The following is a 23,342-nucleotide window of genomic DNA, read 5'->3' as shown; positions in this document are numbered from 1 at the left end:
AGATGGGCCCGTCGGGCCGGCGACGCAAGTTCGGAAGCGTCAGGCGGCGATCGCACCGCCGGCGGAATCCCGTCGCCCGGCATGCACTCGGTACAGGCATTCCGGGCCGTCATAGTCGATATAGCAGCCCTGGAGGAACCGCCGCCCGTCCTCGGCGAAGGCGGTGCGGCCGTGCAGGGTGCGGTGGTTGTCCATCATCAGGCAGTCGCCGGGCGCGAGCTTGAAGCGGATCTGAAAGGCCGGGTCCTCGGCATAGGCGGCCAGCCGACGCCGGCCTTCGAAGAACAGGGCGAGCACGTCCGGATGGGCGGCCGGCGGAAAGTCGAGCCGGGTCGACAGCCGGATCGCCCTGAGCTCGCCGTCGTCATCCAGGTCGATCATCGGCGCCGTCGCCCGGTCGTCCACGGTCGCCGAGCGGTAGCGGAAGGAGACCTGCAGCCGCGTCAGCACGGCATAGGCGTCGGGCGCGTCCCGCTTCAGCGCGGCGGCGATGGCGATGCCGTCGGCCAAGGTGCTCTCGCCGCCGGTCGCCCCGTTCTCCAGGCAGTGCAGGAACTGGATCGCCGGCGCCGCGCGGCGGTAGGGATTGTCGGAATGGGCGGTCAGCGCCAGGCCGGTATAGGCGAGGTCGGTCGCCTGGGCCTCGGTGCGCACGTTGAACAGCACGCCCCAGTTGGTCTCTCGGATCGGCCCGAAGCGGCGGGCGATTTTCAGCAGGCTGTCCTCCTCCGTGGGCGTGTCGCGCAGGATGGCAAAGCCGCTGGTGAAGAAGCCCTCCAGCAGCCCGTGCATGACCTCCGGTGTTTCAAGCGCGATCCAGGACGCGGTGGGCGGGGTGACGGTGTCGGCCGTCCAGGAGATGGGGGCGGGAATGGCGGTCGGATCGGGCGCCAGTCCGGCCTCCACCGCCAGCCAGTTGAGACCGAAGCGGCAGCGGTGGCCGTCGGAGAAGGCGATTGTCACGCCGGATCCGTCGGATTGGACGTCCTCGATCCGCAATTCGGCCGGCAGGCGGGCCGGGTCGTAGGTGCGCTGATGGCTGTTCAGGTCCATCTGCTCGGGAGCCTCGCTGCGCTCCCGCAGCCAAAGGGGCACCAGCGGTACACGCCGCCCGCCCTGCTCGAGCCAGAGGTGTCCGGTCACCGGATCCAAATCGCAGGAAGTCATCGCCCAGTTCCATTGCTTTGTGGTGCTGGACGTGAGTCTTCCTTTGAAACCGAACGGGTTACAGACATGAAATCCCGATGCCTACTATAATCTGAAGTTATGGTACAGATGCGACACAGGCTTCCGTCCCTCAACGCCCTCGCGGTGTTCGAGGCGGCCGGGCGGCTCGGCGGGTTCAGCCGGGCGGCGCGGGAATTGCGGATCAGCCAGCCGGCGGTGACCCGGCATATCCGCGGCCTGGAGGCGGCGGTCGGCCTCCTTCTGTTCCAGCGCGCCCATAACCGGGTGACCCTGACCGAGCCGGGCCTGCGCCTGTGGCAGGCGGTCAACGCCGGCTTCGGCGACATCGCCGCGGTGGTGGACGGCCTGCGCGCGGGAGAGGGCGGGACCGTCCTCGCCCTGTCCACCCATTCCGGCTTCGGCCAGCAATGGCTGATGCCCCGGCTGGAGGGTCTGCGCGAGGCGCTGGGTGGCCGCTCGATTAGCCTGTCCATCGCCGACCGGTCGCTGGAGTTCGACCGCACCGACTTCGACATCGGCGTGCGCCACGGCTATCGCGACGACCTGGGACCGAATGCCGTGCTGCTGGCGACCGAGACGGTCATGCCCGTTGTCGGCTGGCGCCTGGCCGAGGCGCGGCCGGAACTGCAGGCCCTGACGCCGGACGATCTGGTGGACGAGCGGCTGATCCATATGGACGAGGGCGACCGGCCCTGGATGACCTGGGCGCAGTGGCTGCGCCTCGCCGGCGCCCGCCGAACCCCGCCGCCCGCCCGGGTGCGGCTGAACCACTATCCGCTGGTCATGTCCGAAGTGCTGGCCGGCACCGGGATCGGGCTCGGCTGGCGGCCGCTGATCGACGAGATGCTGGAGAGCGGCGTTGTCGTGCCGGTCGGCCCGGAGGTGGTGCGGCCGGACTGGGGCTGGTGGTTCGTGTGGAGCGACCGGGCCGCCGCGGAGGATGTGGACCGCGCCCTCCAATGGTTCCGGTCCTGGTTCTCAGCCGGCTGACTGCACCCGTTCGCGCAGGCCGGTGACGATCCGGTCGGCCACGGCGGAGACCCGCTTCAGCCGCACGTCTGTCTCGTGGCGGATCAGGTAGAACGAGCGTTTGAGGGCGATCTCCTCGCCGCGCACCGGTTGGAGGTCGGGATACGCGCGGGCGATGAAGTCCGGCAGGATGCACACGCCGGCCCCGGCCAGCAGCCAGCGCAACTGGATCAGCAGGCTGGTGGAGGTCAGGGCGGGGCGCACGTCGCTGACCACATGCGGGATGTAGTCCAGCGAGGGATCGAAGACGAGGTCGGAGATGTAGCCGATCCAGCGCGCCCGGCGCAGTTCGCTGTCTTTCTTGAAGCCGTCATGGGCATCGATCACCGCTTCGGTGGCGTAGAGCCGCAGGCGATAGTCGGTGATCCGCTGCACGGTCAGCCGCCCGCTCGGTGGCGGCGAGACGGCGATGGCCAGGTCGGCCTCGCGCTGGGACAGACTGAACACCCGGGGCAGGGCGACGACCTCCACCTCCAGGTCCGGGTTGGCGTCGCAGAGCTCGATGCAGATGTCCGACAGCAGGAAGTTCGCCACGCCCTCCGGCACGCCGATCCGCACCGCACCGCTCAGGGTCTCCGCCGCCTGTCCGACCCGCTCCCGCGCCGCTTCCGCCGCCAGCTCCATCGCCTCGGCATGCTGCATCAGCGCATGGCCGGCCTCGCTCAGCGCGTAGCCTTTCGGGCTGCGCTCGAACAGTTTGGTCTCCAGGCTGTGCTCCAGGCCGGTCATCCGCCGGCTCAGGGTGGCGACGTCCAACCCCAGGCGGCGCGAGGCGGCGGTCAGCTTGCCCTGACGGCCGATGGCGAGGAACAGCTTCAGGTCGTCCCAGTCCATCCGTCGCGACTCCCCTTCCCGCCGAAAACGCAAAATGATTTTGACATCTATCCTATTCAATCCAGCACATTTGCAAAATAAAGCTGCGTTCCGATAGCCGCCGGATCTCGAAATCCGTGATCGTAAGAGACACATGAGGGAACTGGAGCGGCGCGAGGGTGTTGACCGTGCAGGTGCCGCCGAGAGGAGGGAGCATGAGCGAGGAGACCGGAACCGGAACTCCGCCCGAAACCCGCTTGAGCCTGCACGTGCCGGAACCGGCGGTGCGCCCCGGCGACACGCCGGACTTCTCTACCGTCAAGATCGCCCGAGCCGGCACCGTGCCACGCCCGCCGGTGGACGTGGCCCCCGACGACATCCGCGACATGGCCTTTTCGATCATCCGCGTGCTGAACCGCGACGCGGTGGCCGTCGGCCCCTGGGCCGATCTGCTGACCGCCGAGGAGCTGCGCGAGGGCCTGAAGCACATGATGACCCTGCGGGCCTTCGACGCCCGCATGATGATCGCCCAGCGCCAGGGCAAGACCTCGTTCTACATGCAGAACCTGGGGGAGGAGGCGATCGCCTGCGCCTTCCAGAAGGCGCTGTCGCCCGGCGATATGAACTTCCCGACCTATCGGCAGGCGGGGCTGCTGATCGCCGCCGGCTATCCGCTGGTCGACATGATGAACCAGATCTATTCCAACGAGAAAGATCCGCTGAAGGGCCGCCAGCTCCCGATCATGTACTCCTCGCGGGAGCACGGCTTCTATTCGATCTCCGGCAACCTCGCGACTCAGTTCATCCAGGCGGTCGGCTGGGGCATGGCCTCGGCGATCAAGGGCGACCGCAAGATTTCCGCCGGCTGGATCGGCGACGGTTCCACCGCCGAGTCAGACTTCCATGCGGGTCTGGTCTTCGCCTCGACCTACAAGGCGCCGGTGGTGCTCAACATCGTCAACAACCAGTGGGCCATCTCCACGTTCCAGGGGATCGCGCGGGGCGGCTCCGGAACCTTCGCGGCGCGCGGCCTCGGCTTCGGCATTCCGTCCCTGCGGGTCGACGGCAACGACTATCTGGCGGTCTATGCGGTGGCCAAATGGGCGATCGAGCGGGCCCGGCGCAATCTCGGGCCGACCCTGATCGAGCACGTCACCTACCGTGCCGGTGCCCATTCCACCTCCGACGACCCCTCGGCCTATCGCCCGAAGACCGAGAGCGACGCCTGGCCGCTGGGCGATCCGGTGCTGCGGCTGAAGAACCATCTCATCGCCATCGGCGAATGGTCCGACGAGCGCCACACCCAGGCGGAGGCGGAGATCCGCGACGAGATCATCACCGCCCAGAAGGAAGCCGAGAAGCACGGCACCCTGCATTCCGGCCAGCACCCTTCCGTGCGCGACATGTTCGAGGGGGTCTATGCCGAGATGCCGCCGCATCTGCGCCGCCAGCGCCAGCAGGCGGGGTACTGAGCCATGACCAGGCGCACGATGATCGAGGCCATCCGCGACGCGATGGACGTCGCGATGGAGCGCGACGACGACGTGGTGGTGTTCGGCGAGGATGTCGGCTTCTTCGGTGGCGTGTTCCGCTGCACGGCGGGCCTGCAGAAGAAATACGGGCCGTCGCGCTGTTTCGACACGCCGATCAGCGAGGCCGGCATCGTCGGTGCCGCCATCGGCATGGCGGGCTACGGGTTGCGGCCCTGCGTGGAGATCCAGTTCGCCGACTACGTCTACCCGGCCTATGACCAGATCGTATCGGAGGCGGCGCGCATCCGCTACCGCTCCAACGGCCAGTTCACCGCCTCCATGGTGGTACGCATGCCGACCGGCGGCGGCATCTTCGGCGGTCAGACCCACAGCCAGTCGCCGGAAGCGCTCTTCACCCACGTCTCCGGCCTGAAGACGGTGGTGCCGTCCAACCCGCACGACGCCAAAGGCCTGCTCATCGCCGCGATCGAGGACGACGACCCGGTGATCTTCCTGGAGCCCAAGCGGCTCTATAACGGCCCGTTCGACGGCTATCACGACCGGCCGGTGAAGCCGTGGTCCAGCTCCGAGCTGGGCGAGGTGCCGGACGGCCACTACACCGTGCCGCTTGGCAAGGCCAAGGTGGTGCGCGAGGGCAAGGCGGTGACCATGCTGAGCTACGGCACCATGGTGCATGTCAGCCTGGCCGCGGCCGAGGCGGCGGGGGTGGATGCGGAGATCATCGACCTGCGCACCCTGGTGCCGCTCGACCTCGACGCCATCAAGCAGTCGGTGCTGAAGACCGGGCGCTGCGTGGTCGTGCACGAGGCGACGCTGACGTCCGGCTTCGGCGCCGAACTGGCCGCGCTGGTTCAGGAGGAGTGCTTCTTCCATCTGGAGGCCCCCGTGCGCCGGGTCGCCGGCTGGGACACCCCGTACCCCCATGCCCAGGAATGGGACTACTTCCCGGGACCCGACCGGATCGGCCGGGCGCTGCAAGAAGTGCTGGAGGTCTGAGATGGGCACCTACACCGTCAAGCTTCCGGATGTCGGCGAAGGGGTCGCGGAGGCCGAACTCACCGAATGGAACGTCGAGGTCGGCACCATCGTGCAGGAGGACGACATCCTCGCCACGGTGATGACCGACAAGGCCGCGGTGGAGATCCCGACGCCGGTGGCCGGCATGGTCCAGTCGCTCGGTGGCGAGGTCGGCGAGGTGCTCGCCGTGGGATCGCCGCTGGTGACGCTTGAGGTCGACGGCGACGGCAATACCGTCGCGGCGCCCGAACCGAAGCAGGCTGAACCCGAACCGGAGGAGCCCGCCGAAGAGGCGGAGCCGAAGCCTGCTCCGAAACCGGAGAAGAAGGCCGAGAAGCCGGAACCGAAGAAACCGTCCAAGCCCGCCTCCGTGCCCTCCGCCGGTCCGGCGCGCGGCGAGCATGACCGGCCGGTGGCGGCCCCCTCCGTGCGCCGTCGGGCGAAGGAGGGCGGGGTCGACCTGCGCCAGGTGCGCGGCACCGGACCCGCCGGACGCATCACCCACGAGGACCTGGACCTCTGGTTCAGCGGTTCGGGCGAGGCGCGCAGCGGTGGCGGCCGCGTCGCCAACACGGCGGTGGAGGAGATCAAGGTCGTCGGCCTGCGCCGCCGCATCTCCGAGCGCATGGCCGATGCCAATGCCCATGTCGCCCATATCACCTATGTCGACGAGATCGACATGACCGAGCTGGAGCGGCTGCGCGAGACCCTGAACAAGGAACATGGCGGCGACCGGCCGAAGCTGACCCTGCTGCCCTTCCTGATGCGGGCCATGGTCAACGCCATCGCCAAGCAGCCGGCGATGAACGCCCATTACGACGACGATGCGGGCGTCATCCACCAGTATGGCGGCGTGCATATCGGCATCGCCACCCAGGCCCCCGGCGGCCTGATGGTCCCGGTGGTGCGCCATGTGGAGGCGCGCGGGCTGTGGGACAGCGCGGCCGAGGTCTCGCGCCTCGCCGAGGCGGCGCGCACCGGCTCCGCCAGCCGGGACGAGCTCTCCGGCTCGACCATCACCATCACCTCGCTGGGCGCGCTCGGCGGCATCGCCACCACGCCGATCATCAACCGGCCGGAGGTTGCCATCGTCGGCGTGAACAAGATGCAGGTCCGCCCGGTCTGGGACGGCAGCCAGTTCGTGCCGCGCAAGATGATGAACCTGTCCTCCAGCTTCGATCACCGGGTCATCGACGGCTGGGACGCGGCGGTGTTTGTGCAGGCGATCCGAAAGCAGCTCGAAAACCCGGCCACCCTGTTCGTGGAGGACTGAGCGATGCGCGACATCACCTGCAAGGTTCTCGTCATCGGCGCCGGTCCCGGCGGCTATGTCTGCGCCATCCGGGCGGGCCAGCTCGGGCTCGACACGGTGATCGTCGACGGCGCGCCCCTGGGCGGCACCTGCCTCAATGTCGGCTGCATCCCGTCCAAGGCGCTGATCCATGCCGCCGACGAGTTCCACAAGCTGGACGAGGCGGCGGCCGGCAGCACGCCGTTCGGCCTGTCGGCCTCGGCGCCGAAGATCGACTTCCCCAAGACCATCGCCTGGAAGGACGGCATCGTCGAACGGCTGAACCTGGGTGTGGGCGGGTTGCTGAAGAAGGCCGGCGTGAAGTCGATCCGCGGCTGGGCCACGTTCGTCGACGGCAAGACCGTGGAGGTCGCCACCGATACCGGTACCCAGACGATCCGCGCCGAGAACATCGTCATCGCCACCGGCTCCGAGCCGGTCGAGTTGCCGGACCTGCCTTTCGGCGACCGGGTGATCTCCTCCACCGGCGCGTTGGCGCTGAAGGAGGTGCCGGCGTCGATGGCGGTGGTCGGCGGTGGCTATATCGGCCTGGAGCTGGGCACCGCCTTCGCCAAGCTCGGCTGCCGGGTGACGGTGGTCGAGGCAGCGGACCGCGTGCTGCCGCTTTACGATGCCGAACTGGTCCGCCCGGTGTTGGCGCGCCTGGAGGAACTGGGCGTCACGGTGCTGACCGGGGCCAAGGCTGGCGGGCTCGACAAGAAGGGGCTGAAGATCGATCACGGCGGCAAGTCCAAGACCGTGCCGGCGGACAAGGTGCTGGTCACGGTCGGGCGCCGGCCGAAGACCGAGGGCTACGGGCTGGAGGAACTGGACCTCGACCGCGCCGGCCGGTTTGTCCGGATCGACGACCGCTGCCGCACCTCCATGCGCGGGGTCTACGCGATCGGCGACGTCTCCGGCGAGCCGATGCTGGCCCACCGGGCGATGGCCCAGGGCGAGATGGTGGCGGAGATCCTGGCCGGTGAGCGCCGGTCCTGGGACAAGGTGGCGATTCCCGCCATCTGCTTCACCGATCCGGAGATCGTCACCGTCGGCCTGAGCCCGGCCGAGGCCGAGGCGGAGGGACACCGGGCGGTCTCCAAGCTGTTCCCGTTTCAGGCGAACGGACGGGCGATGACGACGGCGCGGGAGGACGGCTTCGTTCGCGTCGTCGCGCGCGAGGACAATCACCTGTTGCTCGGCGTGCAGGCGGTCGGCGCCCATGTCTCAGAGATGGCGGCCGGCTTCGCCCTGGCGCTGGAGATGGGCGCGCGGCTGGAGGATGTGGCGGGCACGATCCACGCCCATCCGACCCATGGCGAGGCGTTTCACGAGGCATCCCTGCGCACCCTGGGTCACGCGCTGCATATCTAACGAAAAAGCCCCGGACCGCTGGGTCCGGGGCTATATCTTTGCGATGTCGCTCGGCTCAGTTTGAGACGAGCCTAGCCCGCTCGTGCCGGGCAATGATCCGCAGCCGCGACCACAGCTCCTCGCGCTCCACATAGCAGCCGCGCAGGGCGCGTCCGCCGGTGGTCGGGTCGAAGGCGGTGCGGCCGTGCAGGACCCGCCGGTTGTCGAAGCCCAGCATTTCCCCCGGCTTCAGGCGGACCTTCACCGTGTTGTCGGCGCTCTCACCCATCTCGAACAGCCGGCGCAGGCCCTTGTAGACCTTGTCGGCGGTGTCGAAATCCGCCGTCAGCGGCGCGCGCAGCCACGGGCTCCAGCGCACCTCCTTCGGCTCCCCGGTCGCCTGGTCCAGATGGATCATCGGGACGGTCCAGCGGTAGTCGGTGTTCACCGCCTTGTTCGCCGAGGTCATCGGCGTGGTGGACAGCGCCTCGTACAGCTCCGGGGCCTCACGGCGTAGCTTGGCGACGATGAAGAAGGCGTCGGCCAGCATGCTCTCGCCGCCGGTCGACTCGTTCTGCAGACAGTGCAGGAACTGCAGGCCGGGCATGTACTCCCGGGTCGCCAGGTCCACATGCAGCGGCAGGCCCATCGAGGTATAGGCGTTGGAGTCCGCGTCCGGCTTCGTGACAACGTCGAAGACGCGGCCGAAATTGTTGTCCCGCAGCGGGCCGAGCAGGGCGGGGACCTGTTCGATCACCGAGCGGTCCGTGCCGACATTCTCCAGGATCGCAAAGCCGTAGACGTGCAGCGCCTCGCACCATCTGGCGAGTTGGTCCTCGTCCTCCAGGATGTTGGAGCCGTCGACCCGCACGGCCGAGACGTCCAGGTCGCCGCCCCAGATCACCCGCTCCGGCAGGTCCTCGTCGCGGCTCGCCTGACCGGGCCGGTAGGCGTACAGCCAGCCCGGATGGAAGCGGCTGTCGGTGCCGTCGGACCAGCGCACCGCGAGGGCGCCGGACCCGTCGATCGAGGCTTCCACCGCGGCCAGATCGGCCGGGAACTCGGTCAGCATCCGCGCCTGTTCCCGGGTCACGGGGTGGGTGGTCTCGGGGTCCGGCGAATTCTCGCGCAGGACCATCGGGTGGTACTTGCTCCGACTGCCGTCGTCCCATTCCACCTCGACACCGCCCTCGGCCGCCCGGGCGGCGAGGGGCCAGTGCTGGACCGGATAGCTGTCGAAATCTGGCGTGCCGGGGAGACCGGTGGATTCGGCCACGGGCTCCAGGACCTGTGCCATGTGGTATCTCTCCATATGTATCGGTGTGTCGGTCTGCGACGGGCGCGACGCCGCGCGCCCCGTTGCGCGCAGTGTGTCTGAACGGCCGCGGAGGCGAAAGGAAAATGCGCCAGGACACGCATAGGTCGGTTTGGTTGACTTCGGGTGGGGTTGATGCACCGAATACGTCTCCGGTCCCTTGGGGTGCGGTTGCGGGATCGGGGTGCTATAAGCCGGCCATGCCGAAAACGGTGGCCTCGCCAGACGGGCAGTTTGGCTGATGTGCGTTAGCTTTGGGTCCGGGGAAAATGGGACCCGATTGAGTCCGAAGGTTCCGCGCCGGCCTTGGGGCGCCGTTGGATCAGGCTTCACAAAAGGGGATACCACATGACCAAGATTTTGAGCGGCGCCTTCAATCGCCGCCGGTTCATGCAAACCACGGCCGTCGCTGGTATCGCGGCGAGCCTTCCGCTCTCGGGCGCGTCCGCCGCGCCGAAGAAGGGCGGCACGATGAAGATGGGCAAGGCCCATGGGTCGACCTCGGACACGCTGGATCCGGGGCTTTCCGAAAACGGCTTCACTCTCGCCCTGCTGTTCGGGCTGCACGGCTATCTGACCGAAATCGGCGCCGATGGCGGCGTGAAGCCGGGCGTCGCCGAGAGCTGGGAGGCCTCCGCCGACGCGTCCTCCTGGACCTTCAAGCTGCGCAAGGGCGTCACATTCCATGACGGCCGCGCGCTGACCGCGGACGACGTGGTCGCGGCGATCAACCATCACCGGGGCGAGCAGTCGACCTCGGCCGCCGGTCCGATCGTCAAGGCGATCAAGGACATCAAGGTCGAGAACCCGACCACCGTCACCTTCGTGCTCGACGGCGGCAACGCCGACTTCCCGTTCGTGATGAGCGACTATCACCTGGCCATCGGCCCGGCCAAGGACGGCAAGCTCGACTGGAAGTCCGGCATCGGCTGCGGCGCCTACAAGCTGACCAAGTTCGATCCGGGCGTGATCGCCACCTTCGAGCGCTATGACGGGTTCTGGGACGACAGCCGCGGCCATTTCGACGCCGTGGAAATGCACTGCCTGGTCGACCTGAACGCCCGCACCACCGCCCTGGTCTCCGGCGAGGTGCACGCGATCGACCGTCTCGACCTGAAGACCAGCGGCCTGCTCGGCCGCAAGCCCGGCGTCGAGATCAACTCGGTCGCCGGTACCCAGCACTACACCTTCGCGATGGATTGCCGCGCAGCACCGTTCAACGATGTGAACGTCCGACGCGCGCTGAAACACGCCATCAACCGCGAGGAGATGGTCGAGAAGATCCTGTTCGGCTACGGCTCGGTCGGCAACGACGTGCCGATCGGCCCGAACCAGCGCTTCTTCAACAGCGAGATGCCGCAGACCTCCTACGACCCGGACAAGGCCAAGTTCTACCTGAAACAGGCCGGCATGGACTCCCTGTCGGTCAACCTGTCGGCGGCCGATGCGGCCTTCGGCGGCGCGGTCGACGCGGCGGTCCTGTACCAGAACTCGGCCAAGGCGGCCGGCATCGAGATCACGCCGGTCCGCGAGCCGAATGACGGCTACTGGTCCGACGTGTGGATGAAGAAGCCGTTCTGCGCGGTGTACTGGGGCGGTCGCCCGATCGAGGACCTTATGTTCTCGACCGCCTATCAGAGCGGTGTGGCCTGGAACGACAGCTTCTGGTCCAACGAGCGCTTCGACGAACTGCTGCTCAAGGCCCGCGCGGAGCTCGACGAGGCCAAGCGTCGCGAGATGTACTACGAGATGCAGGTCATCCTGAACGAGACCGGCGGCGTGGTCATTCCGATGTTCGCTTCCTACGTCTTCGCCACCTCCGACAAGATCGGCCACGACAAGTTCGCGTCGAACTGGGATTTGGACGGCGAGCGCTGGATGGAGCGCTGGTGGTTCGAATAAGCCCGGATCTCCGGATGAACGCATGATGGACGGCGGGCCCTCGGGCCCGCCGTTTTTCGTTCATGTGGGGAGGGGGCGAACCTGCCTCGATATTCGGTCCTGTAGCCCGTAAGGAGCGTGTGTCTTATTGCTGTATTCTGGTATCCATTTTTATTCTATGGCTACCTGACCTGTCCCGGGTTTTGCGGTTAACAGTCCCGAGACAGCCTTTCGTGACTTTCCCATTCTGGAATAACGGGCGAGGCATGGACATCACTTGTATCGGATTGGTGCTCCGGCATGTGCGTATAAATTATGTTTATCAACAATCTTGAAGATTAAACGGGGCAGTTAAGGATTAAAAAGAAGAAATTTTAGAAAAATAAAGTCCTTCTGCTGTGTAGATGGCAGACGAATTCATGGCTAGCGTCGCCGCCGTTTCGTCAGCCACCGATCCAGGTTGTCCTGGCCCAGCGGGATTTCTTCGACCATGACCATCCGCCAGAAAATGGCCGCGTGTCTCGCGGGCATCATCCTGATTTTTGTCGCCGCGATCGGGTACGAGGCGGTCTCGCTCTCCCGGGACCTCGATCGGCTGAAGACACTGGAGTCCGAGGTGAACACGGCCTTCACCAAGATCGTGCCGCTCGACCTCCTGGTGAAGGATGTTCGTTTCCATGTGGTGCAGGTGCAGCAGTGGCTGACGGACATCTCCGCCACCCGCGGGCAGGACGGATTGAACGACGGGTTCGATGAGGCGCGCAGCCACCGGCAGTCGTTCCAGAGCGTCGTCGCCAAGGCCGAGGCGCTGGCCCGGGACCTCGGATATGACGATGTCGTCGCCGCGCTGAAGCGGACTGCGGATGCCATGCCGGCGTTCTATGGGGAAGGCGAGCGGATGGCCAATGCCTATATCGAGGGCGGTGCGCCTGCCGGCAACAGGCTCATGGGCGCGTTCGACGCTGCCGCGGCCAACATGGCCGGGGCGCTGGACGAGTTGAGCGGCCTGATCGAAGGCAAGGGTGCGGCCACCACCGCCCATGCCGTGGAGAACATGACCCAGGTCCGCTCCGATGTGGCCCAATCCGTCAACATGCTGATCATCGCCGCGGGCATCGCCATCCTCGTGGCGATTGCCCTGTCGATCTACCTGTTCCGGGTGATCCGCGAGCCGATCGACAAGCTGCTCGCCGATCTGGACATCGTCTCCCGCCGTGCGCCCGAGCCGATCAACCTGGACAGCGGCCGCCGCGACGAGTTCGGAGCGGTCGGCGCTTCGCTGGTGAAGCTCCATGCCGATCTGGTCGAGGCCGATCGGGCCGCCGAGCGCCAGAAGGAAGCCGAGGCGCGTCAGGAGGCCGAGCGTAAGGAGAACATGCTGGCCGTCGCCAAGGCCTTCGAGGACCGGGTCGGCAACGTGGTGCAGGCGGTGGCCAAGGCGGCGGCGGACCTCAAGGACTCGGCCACGTCCATGACCGGAGCGGCAGACCGGGCCGGCTCCCAGTCCACTTCGGTCGCCGCGGCCGCCGATCAGGCGGCGGCCAATGTGGAGACCGTGGCCTCGGCGGCCGAGGAGCTCTCCAGCTCGATCGAGGAGATCCGCCGGCAGGTGTCGAACTCCTCCCAGATCGCCAGTGCGGCTGCCAGCGAGGTCGAGCAGACGGTAGCGATGGTGAACGGCCTGACCCAGTCGGCGGAGCGGATCGGCACGGTCGTCACCCTGATCCAGGACATCGCCGAACAGACCAACCTGCTGGCCCTGAACGCCACCATCGAGGCGGCGCGGGCCGGGGAGGCGGGCAAGGGTTTTGCCGTCGTCGCCTCCGAGGTCAAGGCGCTGGCCGGCCAGACGGCCAAGGCGACCGAGGAGATCAGCCAGCAGATCGGCAGCATCCAGTCGGGCACCGGCGAGGCGGCGGCGGCCATCTCTCATATCTCTCAGACTATCGCCCGGATGAACGAGATCGCGGCCGCGGTGGCGGCGGCGGTCGAGGAGCAGGGGGCGGCGACCAGCGAGATCGCCCGCAATGTCGAGGAGGCCTCCGCCGGCACCCGCGAGGTCTCGTCCAACATCGCCGGCGTCAACCAAGCGGTCGGTACGACCTCCGAGGGCGCGCGCCGGATCGAGACGGCGGCGGGCGACCTGTCGGGTCAGTCCAACCTGCTCAGCCGCGAGGTCGGCAACTTCCTGGCCGAGGTGCGTGCCGGCTGACGAGACGCCGTATTGGCGGCGGATGCGGATCGGGGTATCGGTGTAGGCCTTCCACACCAGCCCCGACCTCAGGAGCCTTCCCCATGACAGCCGCCGCCCTCCGCCCGGTCCCCGCGAACCGCACCCTGGACCTGCGCAGCGACACGGTCACGCAGCCGACCCCGGCGATGCGCGAGGCGATGGCCAAGGCGGATGTCGGCGACGATGTGTTCGGCGAGGACCCCTCCGTCCTGGCCCTGGAGGCGAAGGTCGCCGGCATCATGGGCAAGGAGGCGGCGCTCTATGTCTCCTCCGGCACCCAGTCCAACCTGCTGGGCGTGCTCGCCCATTGCCAGCGCGGCGAGGAGTTCCTCATCGGCGACAGCTATCATGTGTTCCAGTACGAGGCGATGGGCACCGCCGTGCTCGGCAGCGTCGCCGCCTATCCGCTGCGCACCGATGCCAGCGGCGGGCTCGAGCCGCAGCAGGTCCTGGACGCGATCAAGCCGGACGACGTCCACAAGCCGATCACCAAGCTGCTCTCCCTGGAAAACACGGTCGCCGGCCATGTGCAGGCCCAGGACCGGATCGACGCCCTTGCCGATGCCGCCCATTCGCGCGGCCTTATGGTGCATATCGACGGTGCCCGGCTGATGAACGCGGCGGTCAAGCAGGGGCTGAAGGCCAAGGACATGGTGGCGAAGATCGATACGGTGTCGCTCTGCCTGTCCAAGGGCCTCGGCGCGCCGGTCGGCTCGGTGCTGAGCGGCCCGGCCGATTACATCAAGCGGGCCCGGCGCCTGCGCAAGATGCTGGGCGGCGGCATGCGCCAGGCCGGCATCCTGGCCGCGGCCGGACTGCACGCCCTGGAGCACCATGTCGACCGCCTGGCCGAGGACCACGCCAATGCCAGGCGCCTGGCCGAGGGTCTGGCCGAGGTGGGGCCGCTGAAGGTCGATGTGGACGATATCGACACCAACATGCTGTTCATCGAGCCCAGGGCCGAGGATGTGGAGCCGCTTCGCGCCTTCCTGAAGGACCAGGGCATCGTGCTCGGCTCTCCGCGCCCGGCGAAGATCCGCGTGGTCACCCACCTGGACATCTCGGCCGAGGATGTCGACCGGATCGTCGAGGCGGTGAAGACGTTCTACGCCAAGCGCTGAGGCTTAAACTTGGCTAGGCAGCACGGGGAAATTGAGCGCCTCGGCTGCCTGGCGGTTACCGCGACCTTCGTCGATCAGCTCTTTCAGCGTCAAACCGGCAAGACCCAGACCTTTCCGAAGGGCGCGGATCTTGGCAACCGCCTCCTTCGCTTTCTCTCGCCGGTCGGTCGGCGCCGGAACGATATGGGCGATGGGTTTGCCACGTCGGGTCACAATGATCGTTTTCCCCCGTTCAACAGCTTTAAGCAGTTGAGCGAAATGGGCTTTAGCTTCGTAGATTTCGACATGTCTCATGACCGCTCCTGCGGAGCAGGAGTGCTTATTCCGAAGATTTTGGGAAAACAGTCCTGGCCTCTCCGGTGACGATGCCCCATATGGGCAGGGCGATCGCAAACCGGAGCCTCTATGTCCCCCAGATCCGATAGCCGCCCCGCCGCCAAGGGCGACTGGAACACCATTCGCACGCTGATGCCGTATCTTTGGCCAGTCGGCCAGACGGCAATCCGGGCGCGGGTGGTGGCGGCGCTGATCTGCCTGATCCTCGCCAAGATCGCCACGGTCTATGTGCCGATCCTCTACAAGCAGGCGGTCGACCTGATCTCCGGCGGCTCCGACTTCGTGATCACCGCCCTGGTCGGGATCATCATCGGCTACGGCCTGCTGCGGGTTGCCCAGCAGGCGTTCGGAGAGTTCCGCGAGTTCTTCTTCGCCCGGGTGGCACAGCGGGCGATCCGCACCGTCGCGCTGAAGACCTTCGGGCATCTGCACAGCCTGTCCCTACGCTTCCACCTGGACCGGCAGACTGGCGGTCTGTCCCGGGCGATCGAGCGCGGGGTGAAGGGCATCGAGTTCCTGCTCTCGTTCATGCTGTTCAGCATCCTGCCGACGCTGATCGAGATCGCCCTGGTCTGCGGCATCCTCTGGTATTTCTTCGACGTCTGGTATGCGGTGGTCACCTTCGTGACGATCGGCGGCTATATCGCCTTCACCATGATCGTCACCGAGTGGCGGCTGAAGTTCCGCCGGCAGATGAACGAGCAGGACCAGACCGCCAACACCCGCGCCATCGACAGCCTGCTGAACTTCGAGACCGTCAAGTATTTCGGCAACGAGAGCCACGAGGCAGAGCGCTATGACGGCTCACTGCGGCGCTACGAGGACGCGGCGGTGGCGTCGCGCAGCTCGCTGTCGCTGCTCAACGTCGGCCAGGGCTTCATCATCGCCGGCGGGCTGGTGGCGCTGATGTCGATGGCCGGTTTCGGCGTGAAGTCGGGGGCGATGACCGTCGGCGACTTCGTGATGGTGAACACTTATCTGCTCCAGCTTTTCATCCCGCTGAACTTCCTGGGCTTCGTCTATCGCGAGATGAAGCAGTCGCTGGCCGATATGGAGGCGATGTTCCGGCTGCTCGACGTCAAGCGCGAGGTGGCGGACAGGCCCGATGCGTCACCGCTGGCTCAGGGACCTGGGCGGGTCACGTTCGAGGATGTGCGTTTCGCCTATCGCGAGGACCGGCCGATCCTGCAGGGCATCTCCTTCGCGGTCGAGCCCGGCCAGACCGTCGCCATCGTCGGGCCGAGCGGAGCCGGCAAGTCGACGATCTCGCGCCTGCTGTTCCGCTTCTACGACGTCACCGGCGGTGCGGTGCGGATCGACGGCGAGGATATCCGTGACGTCACCCAGCAGAGCGTGCGCGCGGCGCTTGGCATCGTTCCCCAGGACACCGTGCTGTTCAACGACACCATCTACTACAACATCGCCTATGGCCGGCCCGGCGCTACCCCGTCGGAGGTGGAGGCCGCCGCGCGCCACGCCAGCATTCACGACTTCATCATGGGCCTGCCGGACGGCTACCAGACGGCGGTGGGCGAGCGCGGCCTGAAACTCTCGGGCGGCGAGAAGCAGCGGGTCGCGATCGCCCGCACGATCCTGAAGGAGCCGCGGATCTACGTGTTCGACGAGGCGACCTCCGCCCTCGACAGCCATACCGAACGGGCGATCCAGCAGAGCCTGCGCGAGGTATCGCGCGGCCGCACCACCCTGGTCATCGCCCATCGGCTGTCGACCATCGTCGATGCCGACCAGATCCTGGTGCTTGAGGCGGGTCGCATCGTCGAACGCGGACGCCACGGCGATCTGCTCGCCCGCGACGGCGCCTATGCCGCCATGTGGCGCCGGCAGCTCGAGAGCCGCGACGACGAGGCGGCACCGGCCACGGCCGAGGAGGTTGTGGTGGCCGGCTGAACCGCATGTGGCGGCTGCTGCGGGATACTTCACTTTCATGACGCTTGGCCTAAACTTCCCCGTAATGAGCGGGAGTAAGGTCCCGGACGACGAGGGAGGGGAGTGGAATGCGGGTGGCTGTGATGGCCGCGTATGGCGCGGCTGGACTGATGCTGGCCTCGGCCGATACCGCCCGGGCCTCCGGGTTCCAGCTCAAGGAGCAGAGCACCAGCAAGCTCGGCAATGCCTTCGCCGGTGCCGGGTCGTCCGGCGATGACGCGTCCATCATGTTCTACAACCCGGCCGGCATCGCCCTGTTCGACACGCCCCAGGCCCAGGCCGGCGTTTCGCTGATCAACCCGAACGCCTATCTCGACATCGCCTCGGCGACCGACGGCACCGGCGGAGCGATCTCCGGCGGCGACGGCGGCAACGCGGCGAGCCCGGCGGTGGTCCCCAGCGCCTATCTGGTGGCCCCGGTGAACGACCATGTGAATGTCGGCCTCGCCATCAACGTGCCGTTCGGCCTGCGGACCTCCTACGACGACGGCTGGGCAGGCCGGTATCATGCGATCACCTCGGATCTGGAGACGGTCTCGGTCGCCGGGGTCGCGTCCCTCAAGCTCAGCGACCGGCTCAGCATCGGCGGCGGGCCCTTCGTCTCCCATGCTCAGACGCGGCTGACCAACGCCATCGATTTCGGCACGCTCTGTGTCGGCGCGCTCGGACTCGGCACCTGTTCCGCCCTGGGCGCCCTGCCGCAGCAGGCCGACGGCAAGATCGACGTGTCCGGCGACGACTGGTCCATGGGCTTCACGGCCGGCCTGCTCTACGAGCCGGTCAAGGGAACGCGCATCGGCCTGTCCTGGCGCAGCCAGAGCAAGGTCACCATGCAGGGCGACGCCGATTTCGACGTACCGGCAAACGCCAGCGTCCTGACCTCCAGCGGCGCCTTCACCGACACCACTGTGTCGGGCACGGTCACCCTGCCGGAGATCATCGGGGTCAGCCTGCATCACGACGTGACCGACGAGTTCGCGGTGATGGGCGACGTGGTCTGGACCGCCTGGAGCCGGTTCGACGAGCTGCGATTCTCCTTCGGCAATCCGGCCCAGCCGGACAGCGTGACGCCGGAGAACTGGAACGACACCTTCTTCGTCTCGGTCGGCGCCACCTGGCGTCCTACCGAGAACTGGACCCTGCGCACCGGCGTCGCCTACGACCAGAGCCCGGTCGACGACAACTTCCGCACGCCGCGAATCCCGGACAACGACCGATATTGGGTGGCGTTCGGCGCCGACTACCAGGTGGACGAACGCTGGATGCTCTCGGCCGGCTACACCCATATCTTCGTCGACAGTTCCTCCCTCGATCAGTCCAGTGCGGCCGCCGGAACCCTGCGCGGCACCTACGAGGGGTCTATTGACATCCTCACCCTCGGAGCGACTTTGCGCTTCTAAGGCAACTTCCCGACATCGACGGAGCCGCCCGCCGTGCTAGAACGGGGGCGTCAACCGGTGGAAAGGCAACGACATGGCGAAGCGGGCAGCAAACGCGGTCCCCGGCGGCGGTCTCATTGATCCCCAGAAGCTCGAGATCATGACGGCGCTCGAGCGCAAGGTGCTCTGGCTGGCGATGTGGACGATCCACAACGCCAATCATATCCGGGACAGCCGCGACGGGCTCAAGGTCGGCGGCCACCAGGCGTCCTGCGCCTCGCTGAACACCATCATGAGCGCGCTGTATTTCGACGTGCTACGTCCGCAGGACCGGGTCGCCGTGAAGCCCCATGCCAGCCCCGTCTTCCACGCCATCCAGTACATGATGGGCCGCCAGTCGGTGGACCAGCTTCAGCGCTTCCGCGGCTATGGCGGCGCCCAGTCATACCCGTCGCGCACCAAGGATGCCGACGAGGTCGACTTCTCCACCGGCTCGGTCGGGCTTGGCGTGGCGATGACGCTGTTCTCCTCCATGGTGCAGGACTACGTGCGCATGCAGCACCTGGTCCAGGACCCGGAGCGCGCGGGCGAGGCCCCGGGCCGCATGGTCGCCCTGGTCGGCGATGCCGAACTCGACGAGGGTAACGTCTACGAGGCGATGCTGGAGGGCTGGAAATACGACGTCCGGAACCTGTGGTGGGTGATCGACTACAACCGCCAGAGCCTGGACGGCGTGGTGTCCGACGGATTGTTCCAGAAGATCCGCCAGTTCTTCGGTACGGTGGACTGGGAAGTCGTCATGCTGAAATACGGCAAGCGGCTGGAGCGGGTCTTCGCCCAGCCCGGCGGCGACACCCTGCGCAACTGGATCGACGAATGTCCGAACGACCTTTACTCGGCCCTGACCTTCAAGGGCGGGGCAGGGGAGCCGGGCGTGTGGCGCGACCACCTGAAGAAGGATCTGCGCGGCGTCACCGGCATCAAGGCGATCCTGGAGGATCACGACGACGTCGAGCTGCACAAGCTGATGACCAACCTGGCCGGCCAGGATATGGAAGCGGTGCTGGAGGCGTTCCACGGCGTCAACGACGACCGGCCGCGCTGCTTCATCGCCTATACGGTCAAGGGCTACAACACGCCGCTGGCCGGGCATAAGGACAACCACGCTGGCCTGATGACCCCCGACCAGATGGCCCGGTTCAAGGCCGATCACGGCATCGAGGACGGCGAGGAGTGGGAGCCGTTCGCCCGCGCCGGGGTCGACGAGAACACCCTGCGCGAATTCGTGCAGGTGGTGGACTTCAACGCGCCCGGCTCGCGGATCCACAAGGCCGACAAGGTGGAGATCCCCTCGGTCCTGCCGATCCGCGGCCAGAAGACGATCTCCACCCAGATGGCCTTCGGCTCAGTGCTGCACGAGCTGTCGCGCGGCAACTCGGCCCTGGCCTCGCGCATCGTGACCACCTCGCCGGACGTGACGGTGTCGACCAACCTCGGTGCCTGGGTGAACCAGCGCGGCATCTTCTCCCTCGACGTGCGCAACGACGTGTTCCGCCAGGAGCAGGTCGCCTCCGCGCAGAAGTGGATGCGCCACGGTGGCGGCCAGCACATGGAACTGGGCATCGCCGAGAACAACCTCTTCATCCTGCTGGCGTCGCTGGGCCTGTCCGGGCCGCTGTTCGGCACACGGCTGCTGCCGGTCGGCACGCTGTACGACCCGTTCATCGCCCGCGGCCTCGATGCGCTGAACTACGCCTGCTACCAGGACGCCCGCTTCATGCTGGTCGCCACGCCCTCGGGCGTGACCCTGGCGCCGGAGGGCGGGGCGCACCAGTCGATCTCCACGCCGCTGATCGGCCTCGGCCAGCCCGGCCTGACCAGCTTCGAGCCGGCCTATGCCGACGAGCTGGCGCAGATCATGCGCTGGGGCTTCGAGTACATGCAGGCAGAGAAGGGGGGCTCGGTCTATCTGCGCCTGTCCACCCGCTCCCTGGAGCAACCGGACCGCAAGCTGGATGACGACGCCATCGCCGACATCCTGGCCGGCGCCTACTGGCAGGTGGAGCCGGGGCCGGACGCGGAGCTGGCGCTGGTCTATACCGGAGCGGTGGCGCCGGAGGTCATGGCGGCCTACGAGGAGATGGCCGACGACATCCCGGGCCTGGGCGTCCTGGCGGTGCCGTCGGTCGACCGGCTGTATCACGGCTGGCAGAAGAGCCTGCGGGGCCGCAACGGCAGCGGGCCGGGGTCGAGCCATGTGGAGAAGGTGCTGTCGAAGCTGGCGCCGGGTGCCTCCCTGGTGACGGCCCAGGACGGGCATCCTGCCACCCTGAGCTGGCTCGGCTCGGCGACCGGCCGGCGGGTCTATCCGCTGGGCGTGACCGGGTTCGGCCAGTCGGGCGACATTCCGGACGTCTACGCCCATTACGGCATCGACACGGCGTCCATCGTGGATATGGCCGCGACGGCGTGCCTGGGGCGGTAGGCGCTACACCGCCCCCACCGTCATCCTGATGCAAATCAGGATCAAGCCGCTTGCGGGGCCGGTGAATGGTCCTGACTTGCGTCAGACGACGGTGAGAGCGGGGGCAGCGAGTCAGGGGAGGGCGCAACTCTCCGCTTGCTCTCGGACGGGCGCGGCGCTGCAATGGGGAGCCGGTATTCTGGTTCGCACCGCACCCCGCGAGGAGGGCGCCATGACCGACCGATCGACCCGGATCTTCCGCCGCTCGCGTCGCCGGCGGGATGACGGCCGCGCCGCGTTCCTTCGGGCGTTGGCCGCGCGGAAACTTGACACCACCTGGGCCTTCATGGTCGAGACGGGCTTCCGGCAGATGCTCACATGCCATGGAGCGGACCGGTCGATCCTGTGGGCCATGCCTCCGGAGCGCCGCCGGAGGCAGCGCAACCAAGCCCATCCGGCCCGACCGGTCTGGAACGGGGATTAGGACACGTGGCCGATCGATCTGAACGTCTGACGAACCCGGGGTTCCGCCCGACGGGCGACGGGCAGAGCAGCGGGGAAGATATCCGCACCGAGCCGGGGCGCGCGACCTTCGGTGCGGTCGCCAAGGAGAGCAGCACGCCGGTCGAATGGCGCTACACCATGTGCCCGATCGACACGGATTTCATGCGGTTCGGCCCGTTCCGCGGCCTGGTGGCCCAGTGGCGGTTCCGGATCCGCCCCGGCGAGACCCTGCCGCGGCGCGACGATTTCCAGTTCGAGGATTTCGCCGACTGGCTCGGCCGCATCTTCATCGCCAAGGTCGAGCGGGAACCCTTCAACCTCCGCTTCACCCTATGGGGCGTGAAGCTGGTGGAGTGGTGGCGGGTGGACTACACCAACCGGACCCTCGGTGAGCTGTCCTCCAACCCGGATCTCTGGCGGATGACCGAGATCCAGTATTTCGCGGAGATGGACCGCGCGCCCTTCATCGGCCTGGCCTGCGGCTTCCTGTCCCAGCACGGGCTCGCCCATATCAAGGTGCTGGGCCTCGACCTGCCGTTCTCCGACGGCGACGGACTGACCCACGTGATCTCCACCCATATGAAGATCGACCTGGGCGAGACGATCGAGGACGTCCTGCCGGACTGTCCGATCACCGATTTTACGCCGGACTACTGACCTCTCCTCCCGATTGAGTGCCCGGATATGAGGCACGCGATGGCCAATCCGTAAGCACGGGAGGCGGACGCGTGCCCACCGGACAGATCGTGATCGACCGGAAGCCGCCGGTCGGCGCCCTGGTCCCGTTTTTGCAGTTGCGAAATGCGCCTGTGCGCTCTCCCGCGTTGCCGCTTCCGGCACCAGGGGAAGGGAGAGACCTAACCGCATGACGCAACGGAACGCCCGGCCCAAAGGTCGGGAGCATGGACATTCAGGAGAGAGAACCATGGGGATCTTGAGGAAAACGGTGATGTCGGCGGTGGTCGGCGCCTCCATCGCCCTGACGGCCGGCACGGCCTCGGCGGCGGAGTGGATCATGGCGTCCGGCTATCCGGACAGCAATTTCCACACCCAGAACATCAAGAAGTTCATCGAGGATGTGGAGGCCACCACCTCGGTGAAGATTCAGCTCAACTCCAATGACACGCTGATCAAGCTCGACGCTATCAAGACGGCGCTGCAGCGCGGTCAGATTCCGATCGGCGAGATCCGCCTCGGCGTCTATGGCAACGAGGACCCGATGTACGTCCTCGCCGGCCTGCCCTTCATCGCCGCCGACTACACCGAGGCCTGGCTGCTGAAGGACCTGCAGAAGGAATACTTCGACAAGATCTTCGCCGAGCAGGGCCTGCGGATCCTGTACTACACCCCGTGGCCGGGTCAGGGCTTCTACACGAAGTTCCCGGTGACCAGCGTCGAGGACTTCTCCGGCAAGAAGCTGCGCATCTACTCCACCGCCACCCAGGAAATGGGCCAGATGCTCGGCTTCGACGCCACCATCCTGCCCTTTGCGGAAATCCCGCAGGCCTTTTCCACCGGCCTGATCGAGGCGCTGTTCACCAGCCCGCAGACCGGTATCGACATCCAGGCCTGGGACAACACCTCCAACTTCACCTATGCCGGCGCGATCTTCTCGAAGAACGCCGTGGTGGTGAACGAGTCGTTCTTCTCGGCCCTTCCGGTCGAGGAGCAGATGGCCATCCTGAAGGCCGCCGAGAAGGCCGAGCTGCGTGGCTGGGAGATGAGCGCGCAGACCACCGCCGCGCAGATGAAGACCCTGGAGGAGAACGGCATGGCGACCGCCAGCGCTCCCCCGGCCGTCATCGAGAAGATGAAGACCATCGGCCTGAAGATGATGGAGACTTGGCGGAAAGACGCGAGCCCTGAGGCCTCCGCGATCCTCGACCGCTACCTGGCCCTGCAGTAAGGCAGACCGCCGCCGCCGGCTCCCGCTTGGGACCGGCGGCTTTTCTTTTATCCGGCAACCCACCAGCAGGAC

The 23,342-nt window shown here is 67.0% G+C and carries 18 protein-coding genes; 14 read left to right on the top strand and 4 right to left on the bottom strand.

The window, feature by feature from the left end:
• Positions 1 to 39: 39 nt before the first annotated feature.
• Positions 40 to 1,167, bottom strand: coding sequence for a TauD/TfdA family dioxygenase (locus ACOQOP_RS09370; protein ID WP_420566063.1), 1,128 nt, complete (start codon positions 1,165 to 1,167; stop codon positions 40 to 42).
• Positions 1,168 to 1,275: 108 nt separating this feature from the next.
• On the opposite strand from ACOQOP_RS09370, the gene ACOQOP_RS09365 reads away from it, so the two are divergent.
• Positions 1,276 to 2,178 carry a LysR substrate-binding domain-containing protein gene (locus tag ACOQOP_RS09365; protein ID WP_420566062.1) on the top strand — a complete coding sequence of 301 codons (903 nt, stop codon included), beginning with the start codon at positions 1,276 to 1,278 and terminating at the stop codon, positions 2,176 to 2,178.
• Here the strand turns inward: ACOQOP_RS09365 and ACOQOP_RS09360 are convergent.
• Positions 2,167 to 3,051, bottom strand: a complete 885-nt coding sequence (locus ACOQOP_RS09360) for a LysR family transcriptional regulator (RefSeq protein ID WP_420566061.1) — start codon at positions 3,049 to 3,051, stop codon at positions 2,167 to 2,169. The genes ACOQOP_RS09365 and ACOQOP_RS09360 overlap by 12 nt on opposite strands.
• 194 nt (positions 3,052 to 3,245) lie before the next feature.
• On the opposite strand from ACOQOP_RS09360, the gene ACOQOP_RS09355 reads away from it, so the two are divergent.
• The 4 genes from ACOQOP_RS09355 to lpdA are packed head-to-tail and all read left to right on the top strand — an operon-like array spanning position 3,246 to position 8,205.
• Positions 3,246 to 4,502 (top strand): 3-methyl-2-oxobutanoate dehydrogenase (2-methylpropanoyl-transferring) subunit alpha, encoded by a 1,257-nt coding sequence (locus ACOQOP_RS09355; RefSeq protein WP_420566060.1) that lies wholly within the window; start codon positions 3,246 to 3,248, stop codon positions 4,500 to 4,502.
• A gap of 3 nt (positions 4,503 to 4,505) precedes the next feature.
• Positions 4,506 to 5,519, top strand: coding sequence for an alpha-ketoacid dehydrogenase subunit beta (locus tag ACOQOP_RS09350; RefSeq protein WP_420566059.1), 1,014 nt, complete (start codon positions 4,506 to 4,508; stop codon positions 5,517 to 5,519).
• A gap of 1 nt (position 5,520) precedes the next feature.
• Positions 5,521 to 6,813: a dihydrolipoamide acetyltransferase family protein gene (locus ACOQOP_RS09345; RefSeq protein WP_420566058.1), complete on the top strand. Its 1,293-nt coding sequence runs from the start codon at positions 5,521 to 5,523 to the stop codon at positions 6,811 to 6,813.
• A 3-nt stretch (positions 6,814 to 6,816) separates the two neighbouring features.
• Entirely contained in the window at positions 6,817 to 8,205 is a 1,389-nt protein-coding gene (lpdA, locus tag ACOQOP_RS09340) for a dihydrolipoyl dehydrogenase (RefSeq protein ID WP_420566057.1), read from the top strand.
• Positions 8,206 to 8,260: 55 nt separating this feature from the next.
• Here the strand turns inward: lpdA and ACOQOP_RS09335 are convergent, their stop codons facing one another.
• The gene (locus ACOQOP_RS09335; protein WP_420566056.1) at positions 8,261 to 9,481 is read right to left on the bottom strand and encodes a TauD/TfdA family dioxygenase; all 1,221 of its coding nucleotides are present in this window, start codon (positions 9,479 to 9,481) and stop codon (positions 8,261 to 8,263) included.
• Between the two features lie 366 nt (positions 9,482 to 9,847).
• On the opposite strand from ACOQOP_RS09335, the gene ACOQOP_RS09330 reads away from it, so the two are divergent.
• The 3 genes from ACOQOP_RS09330 (at position 9,848) to ltaE (ending at position 14,734) form a co-directional block, all read left to right on the top strand.
• Complete coding sequence (locus tag ACOQOP_RS09330) at positions 9,848 to 11,401, top strand: ABC transporter substrate-binding protein (protein ID WP_420566055.1); 1,554 nt, start codon at positions 9,848 to 9,850, stop codon at positions 11,399 to 11,401.
• 469 nt (positions 11,402 to 11,870) lie between these two features.
• Positions 11,871 to 13,592: a methyl-accepting chemotaxis protein gene (locus ACOQOP_RS09325; RefSeq protein ID WP_420566054.1), complete on the top strand. Its 1,722-nt coding sequence runs from the start codon at positions 11,871 to 11,873 to the stop codon at positions 13,590 to 13,592.
• Between the two features lie 83 nt (positions 13,593 to 13,675).
• Positions 13,676 to 14,734: a low-specificity L-threonine aldolase gene (gene ltaE / locus ACOQOP_RS09320; protein WP_420566053.1), complete on the top strand. Its 1,059-nt coding sequence runs from the start codon at positions 13,676 to 13,678 to the stop codon at positions 14,732 to 14,734.
• A gap of 3 nt (positions 14,735 to 14,737) precedes the next feature.
• Here the strand turns inward: ltaE and ACOQOP_RS09315 are convergent, their stop codons facing one another.
• Positions 14,738 to 15,028 (bottom strand): type II toxin-antitoxin system Phd/YefM family antitoxin, encoded by a 291-nt coding sequence (locus ACOQOP_RS09315; protein ID WP_420566052.1) that lies wholly within the window; start codon positions 15,026 to 15,028, stop codon positions 14,738 to 14,740.
• A 111-nt stretch (positions 15,029 to 15,139) separates the two neighbouring features.
• Between ACOQOP_RS09315 and ACOQOP_RS09310 the strand changes: the two genes are divergently transcribed.
• From ACOQOP_RS09310 to ACOQOP_RS09285, 6 genes are all read left to right on the top strand, one after another.
• Positions 15,140 to 16,978: an ABCB family ABC transporter ATP-binding protein/permease gene (locus tag ACOQOP_RS09310; RefSeq protein WP_420566051.1), complete on the top strand. Its 1,839-nt coding sequence runs from the start codon at positions 15,140 to 15,142 to the stop codon at positions 16,976 to 16,978.
• Positions 16,979 to 17,085: 107 nt separating this feature from the next.
• Positions 17,086 to 18,417 carry an OmpP1/FadL family transporter gene (locus ACOQOP_RS09305; protein ID WP_420566050.1) on the top strand — a complete coding sequence of 444 codons (1,332 nt, stop codon included), beginning with the start codon at positions 17,086 to 17,088 and terminating at the stop codon, positions 18,415 to 18,417.
• A gap of 73 nt (positions 18,418 to 18,490) precedes the next feature.
• A complete protein-coding gene (locus ACOQOP_RS09300; protein WP_420566049.1) occupies positions 18,491 to 20,881 on the top strand; it encodes a transketolase in 2,391 nt (796 codons plus the stop codon).
• 211 nt (positions 20,882 to 21,092) lie between these two features.
• The gene (locus tag ACOQOP_RS09295; RefSeq protein WP_420566048.1) at positions 21,093 to 21,344 is read left to right on the top strand and encodes a hypothetical protein; all 252 of its coding nucleotides are present in this window, start codon (positions 21,093 to 21,095) and stop codon (positions 21,342 to 21,344) included.
• 5 nt (positions 21,345 to 21,349) lie between these two features.
• Entirely contained in the window at positions 21,350 to 22,021 is a 672-nt protein-coding gene (locus tag ACOQOP_RS09290; RefSeq protein ID WP_420566047.1) for a hypothetical protein, read from the top strand.
• A 268-nt stretch (positions 22,022 to 22,289) separates the two neighbouring features.
• A complete protein-coding gene (locus ACOQOP_RS09285) occupies positions 22,290 to 23,270 on the top strand; it encodes a TRAP transporter substrate-binding protein (RefSeq protein ID WP_420566046.1) in 981 nt (326 codons plus the stop codon).
• Positions 23,271 to 23,342 lie beyond the last annotated feature (72 nt).

It is taken from the genome of Thalassobaculum sp., from assembly GCF_965223715.1.
Classification (GTDB): Bacteria; Pseudomonadota; Alphaproteobacteria; order Thalassobaculales; family Thalassobaculaceae; genus Thalassobaculum.
The sequence above is the reverse complement of the archived record's forward strand: the minus strand, read 5'-3'. Positions and strand labels throughout refer to the sequence as shown.

Bases quoted from the DNA above. Each gene is read 5' to 3' on its own strand.
- ACOQOP_RS09370 (WP_420566063.1), bottom strand. From the start codon at position 1,167: ATGACTTCCTGCGATTTGGATCCGGTGACCGGACACCTCTGGCTCGAG.
- ACOQOP_RS09365 (WP_420566062.1), top strand. From the start codon at position 1,276: ATGCGACACAGGCTTCCGTCCCTCAACGCCCTCGCGGTGTTCGAGGCG.
- ACOQOP_RS09360 (WP_420566061.1), bottom strand. From the start codon at position 3,051: ATGGACTGGGACGACCTGAAGCTGTTCCTCGCCATCGGCCGTCAGGGC.
- ACOQOP_RS09355 (WP_420566060.1), top strand. From the start codon at position 3,246: ATGAGCGAGGAGACCGGAACCGGAACTCCGCCCGAAACCCGCTTGAGC.
- ACOQOP_RS09350 (WP_420566059.1), top strand. From the start codon at position 4,506: ATGACCAGGCGCACGATGATCGAGGCCATCCGCGACGCGATGGACGTC.
- ACOQOP_RS09345 (WP_420566058.1), top strand. From the start codon at position 5,521: ATGGGCACCTACACCGTCAAGCTTCCGGATGTCGGCGAAGGGGTCGCG.
- lpdA (WP_420566057.1), top strand. From the start codon at position 6,817: ATGCGCGACATCACCTGCAAGGTTCTCGTCATCGGCGCCGGTCCCGGC.
- ACOQOP_RS09335 (WP_420566056.1), bottom strand. From the start codon at position 9,481: ATGGCACAGGTCCTGGAGCCCGTGGCCGAATCCACCGGTCTCCCCGGC.
- ACOQOP_RS09330 (WP_420566055.1), top strand. From the start codon at position 9,848: ATGACCAAGATTTTGAGCGGCGCCTTCAATCGCCGCCGGTTCATGCAA.
- ACOQOP_RS09325 (WP_420566054.1), top strand. From the start codon at position 11,871: ATGACCATCCGCCAGAAAATGGCCGCGTGTCTCGCGGGCATCATCCTG.
- ltaE (WP_420566053.1), top strand. From the start codon at position 13,676: ATGACAGCCGCCGCCCTCCGCCCGGTCCCCGCGAACCGCACCCTGGAC.
- ACOQOP_RS09315 (WP_420566052.1), bottom strand. From the start codon at position 15,028: ATGAGACATGTCGAAATCTACGAAGCTAAAGCCCATTTCGCTCAACTG.
- ACOQOP_RS09310 (WP_420566051.1), top strand. From the start codon at position 15,140: ATGTCCCCCAGATCCGATAGCCGCCCCGCCGCCAAGGGCGACTGGAAC.
- ACOQOP_RS09305 (WP_420566050.1), top strand. From the start codon at position 17,086: ATGCGGGTGGCTGTGATGGCCGCGTATGGCGCGGCTGGACTGATGCTG.
- ACOQOP_RS09300 (WP_420566049.1), top strand. From the start codon at position 18,491: ATGGCGAAGCGGGCAGCAAACGCGGTCCCCGGCGGCGGTCTCATTGAT.
- ACOQOP_RS09295 (WP_420566048.1), top strand. From the start codon at position 21,093: ATGACCGACCGATCGACCCGGATCTTCCGCCGCTCGCGTCGCCGGCGG.
- ACOQOP_RS09285 (WP_420566046.1), top strand. From the start codon at position 22,290: ATGGGGATCTTGAGGAAAACGGTGATGTCGGCGGTGGTCGGCGCCTCC.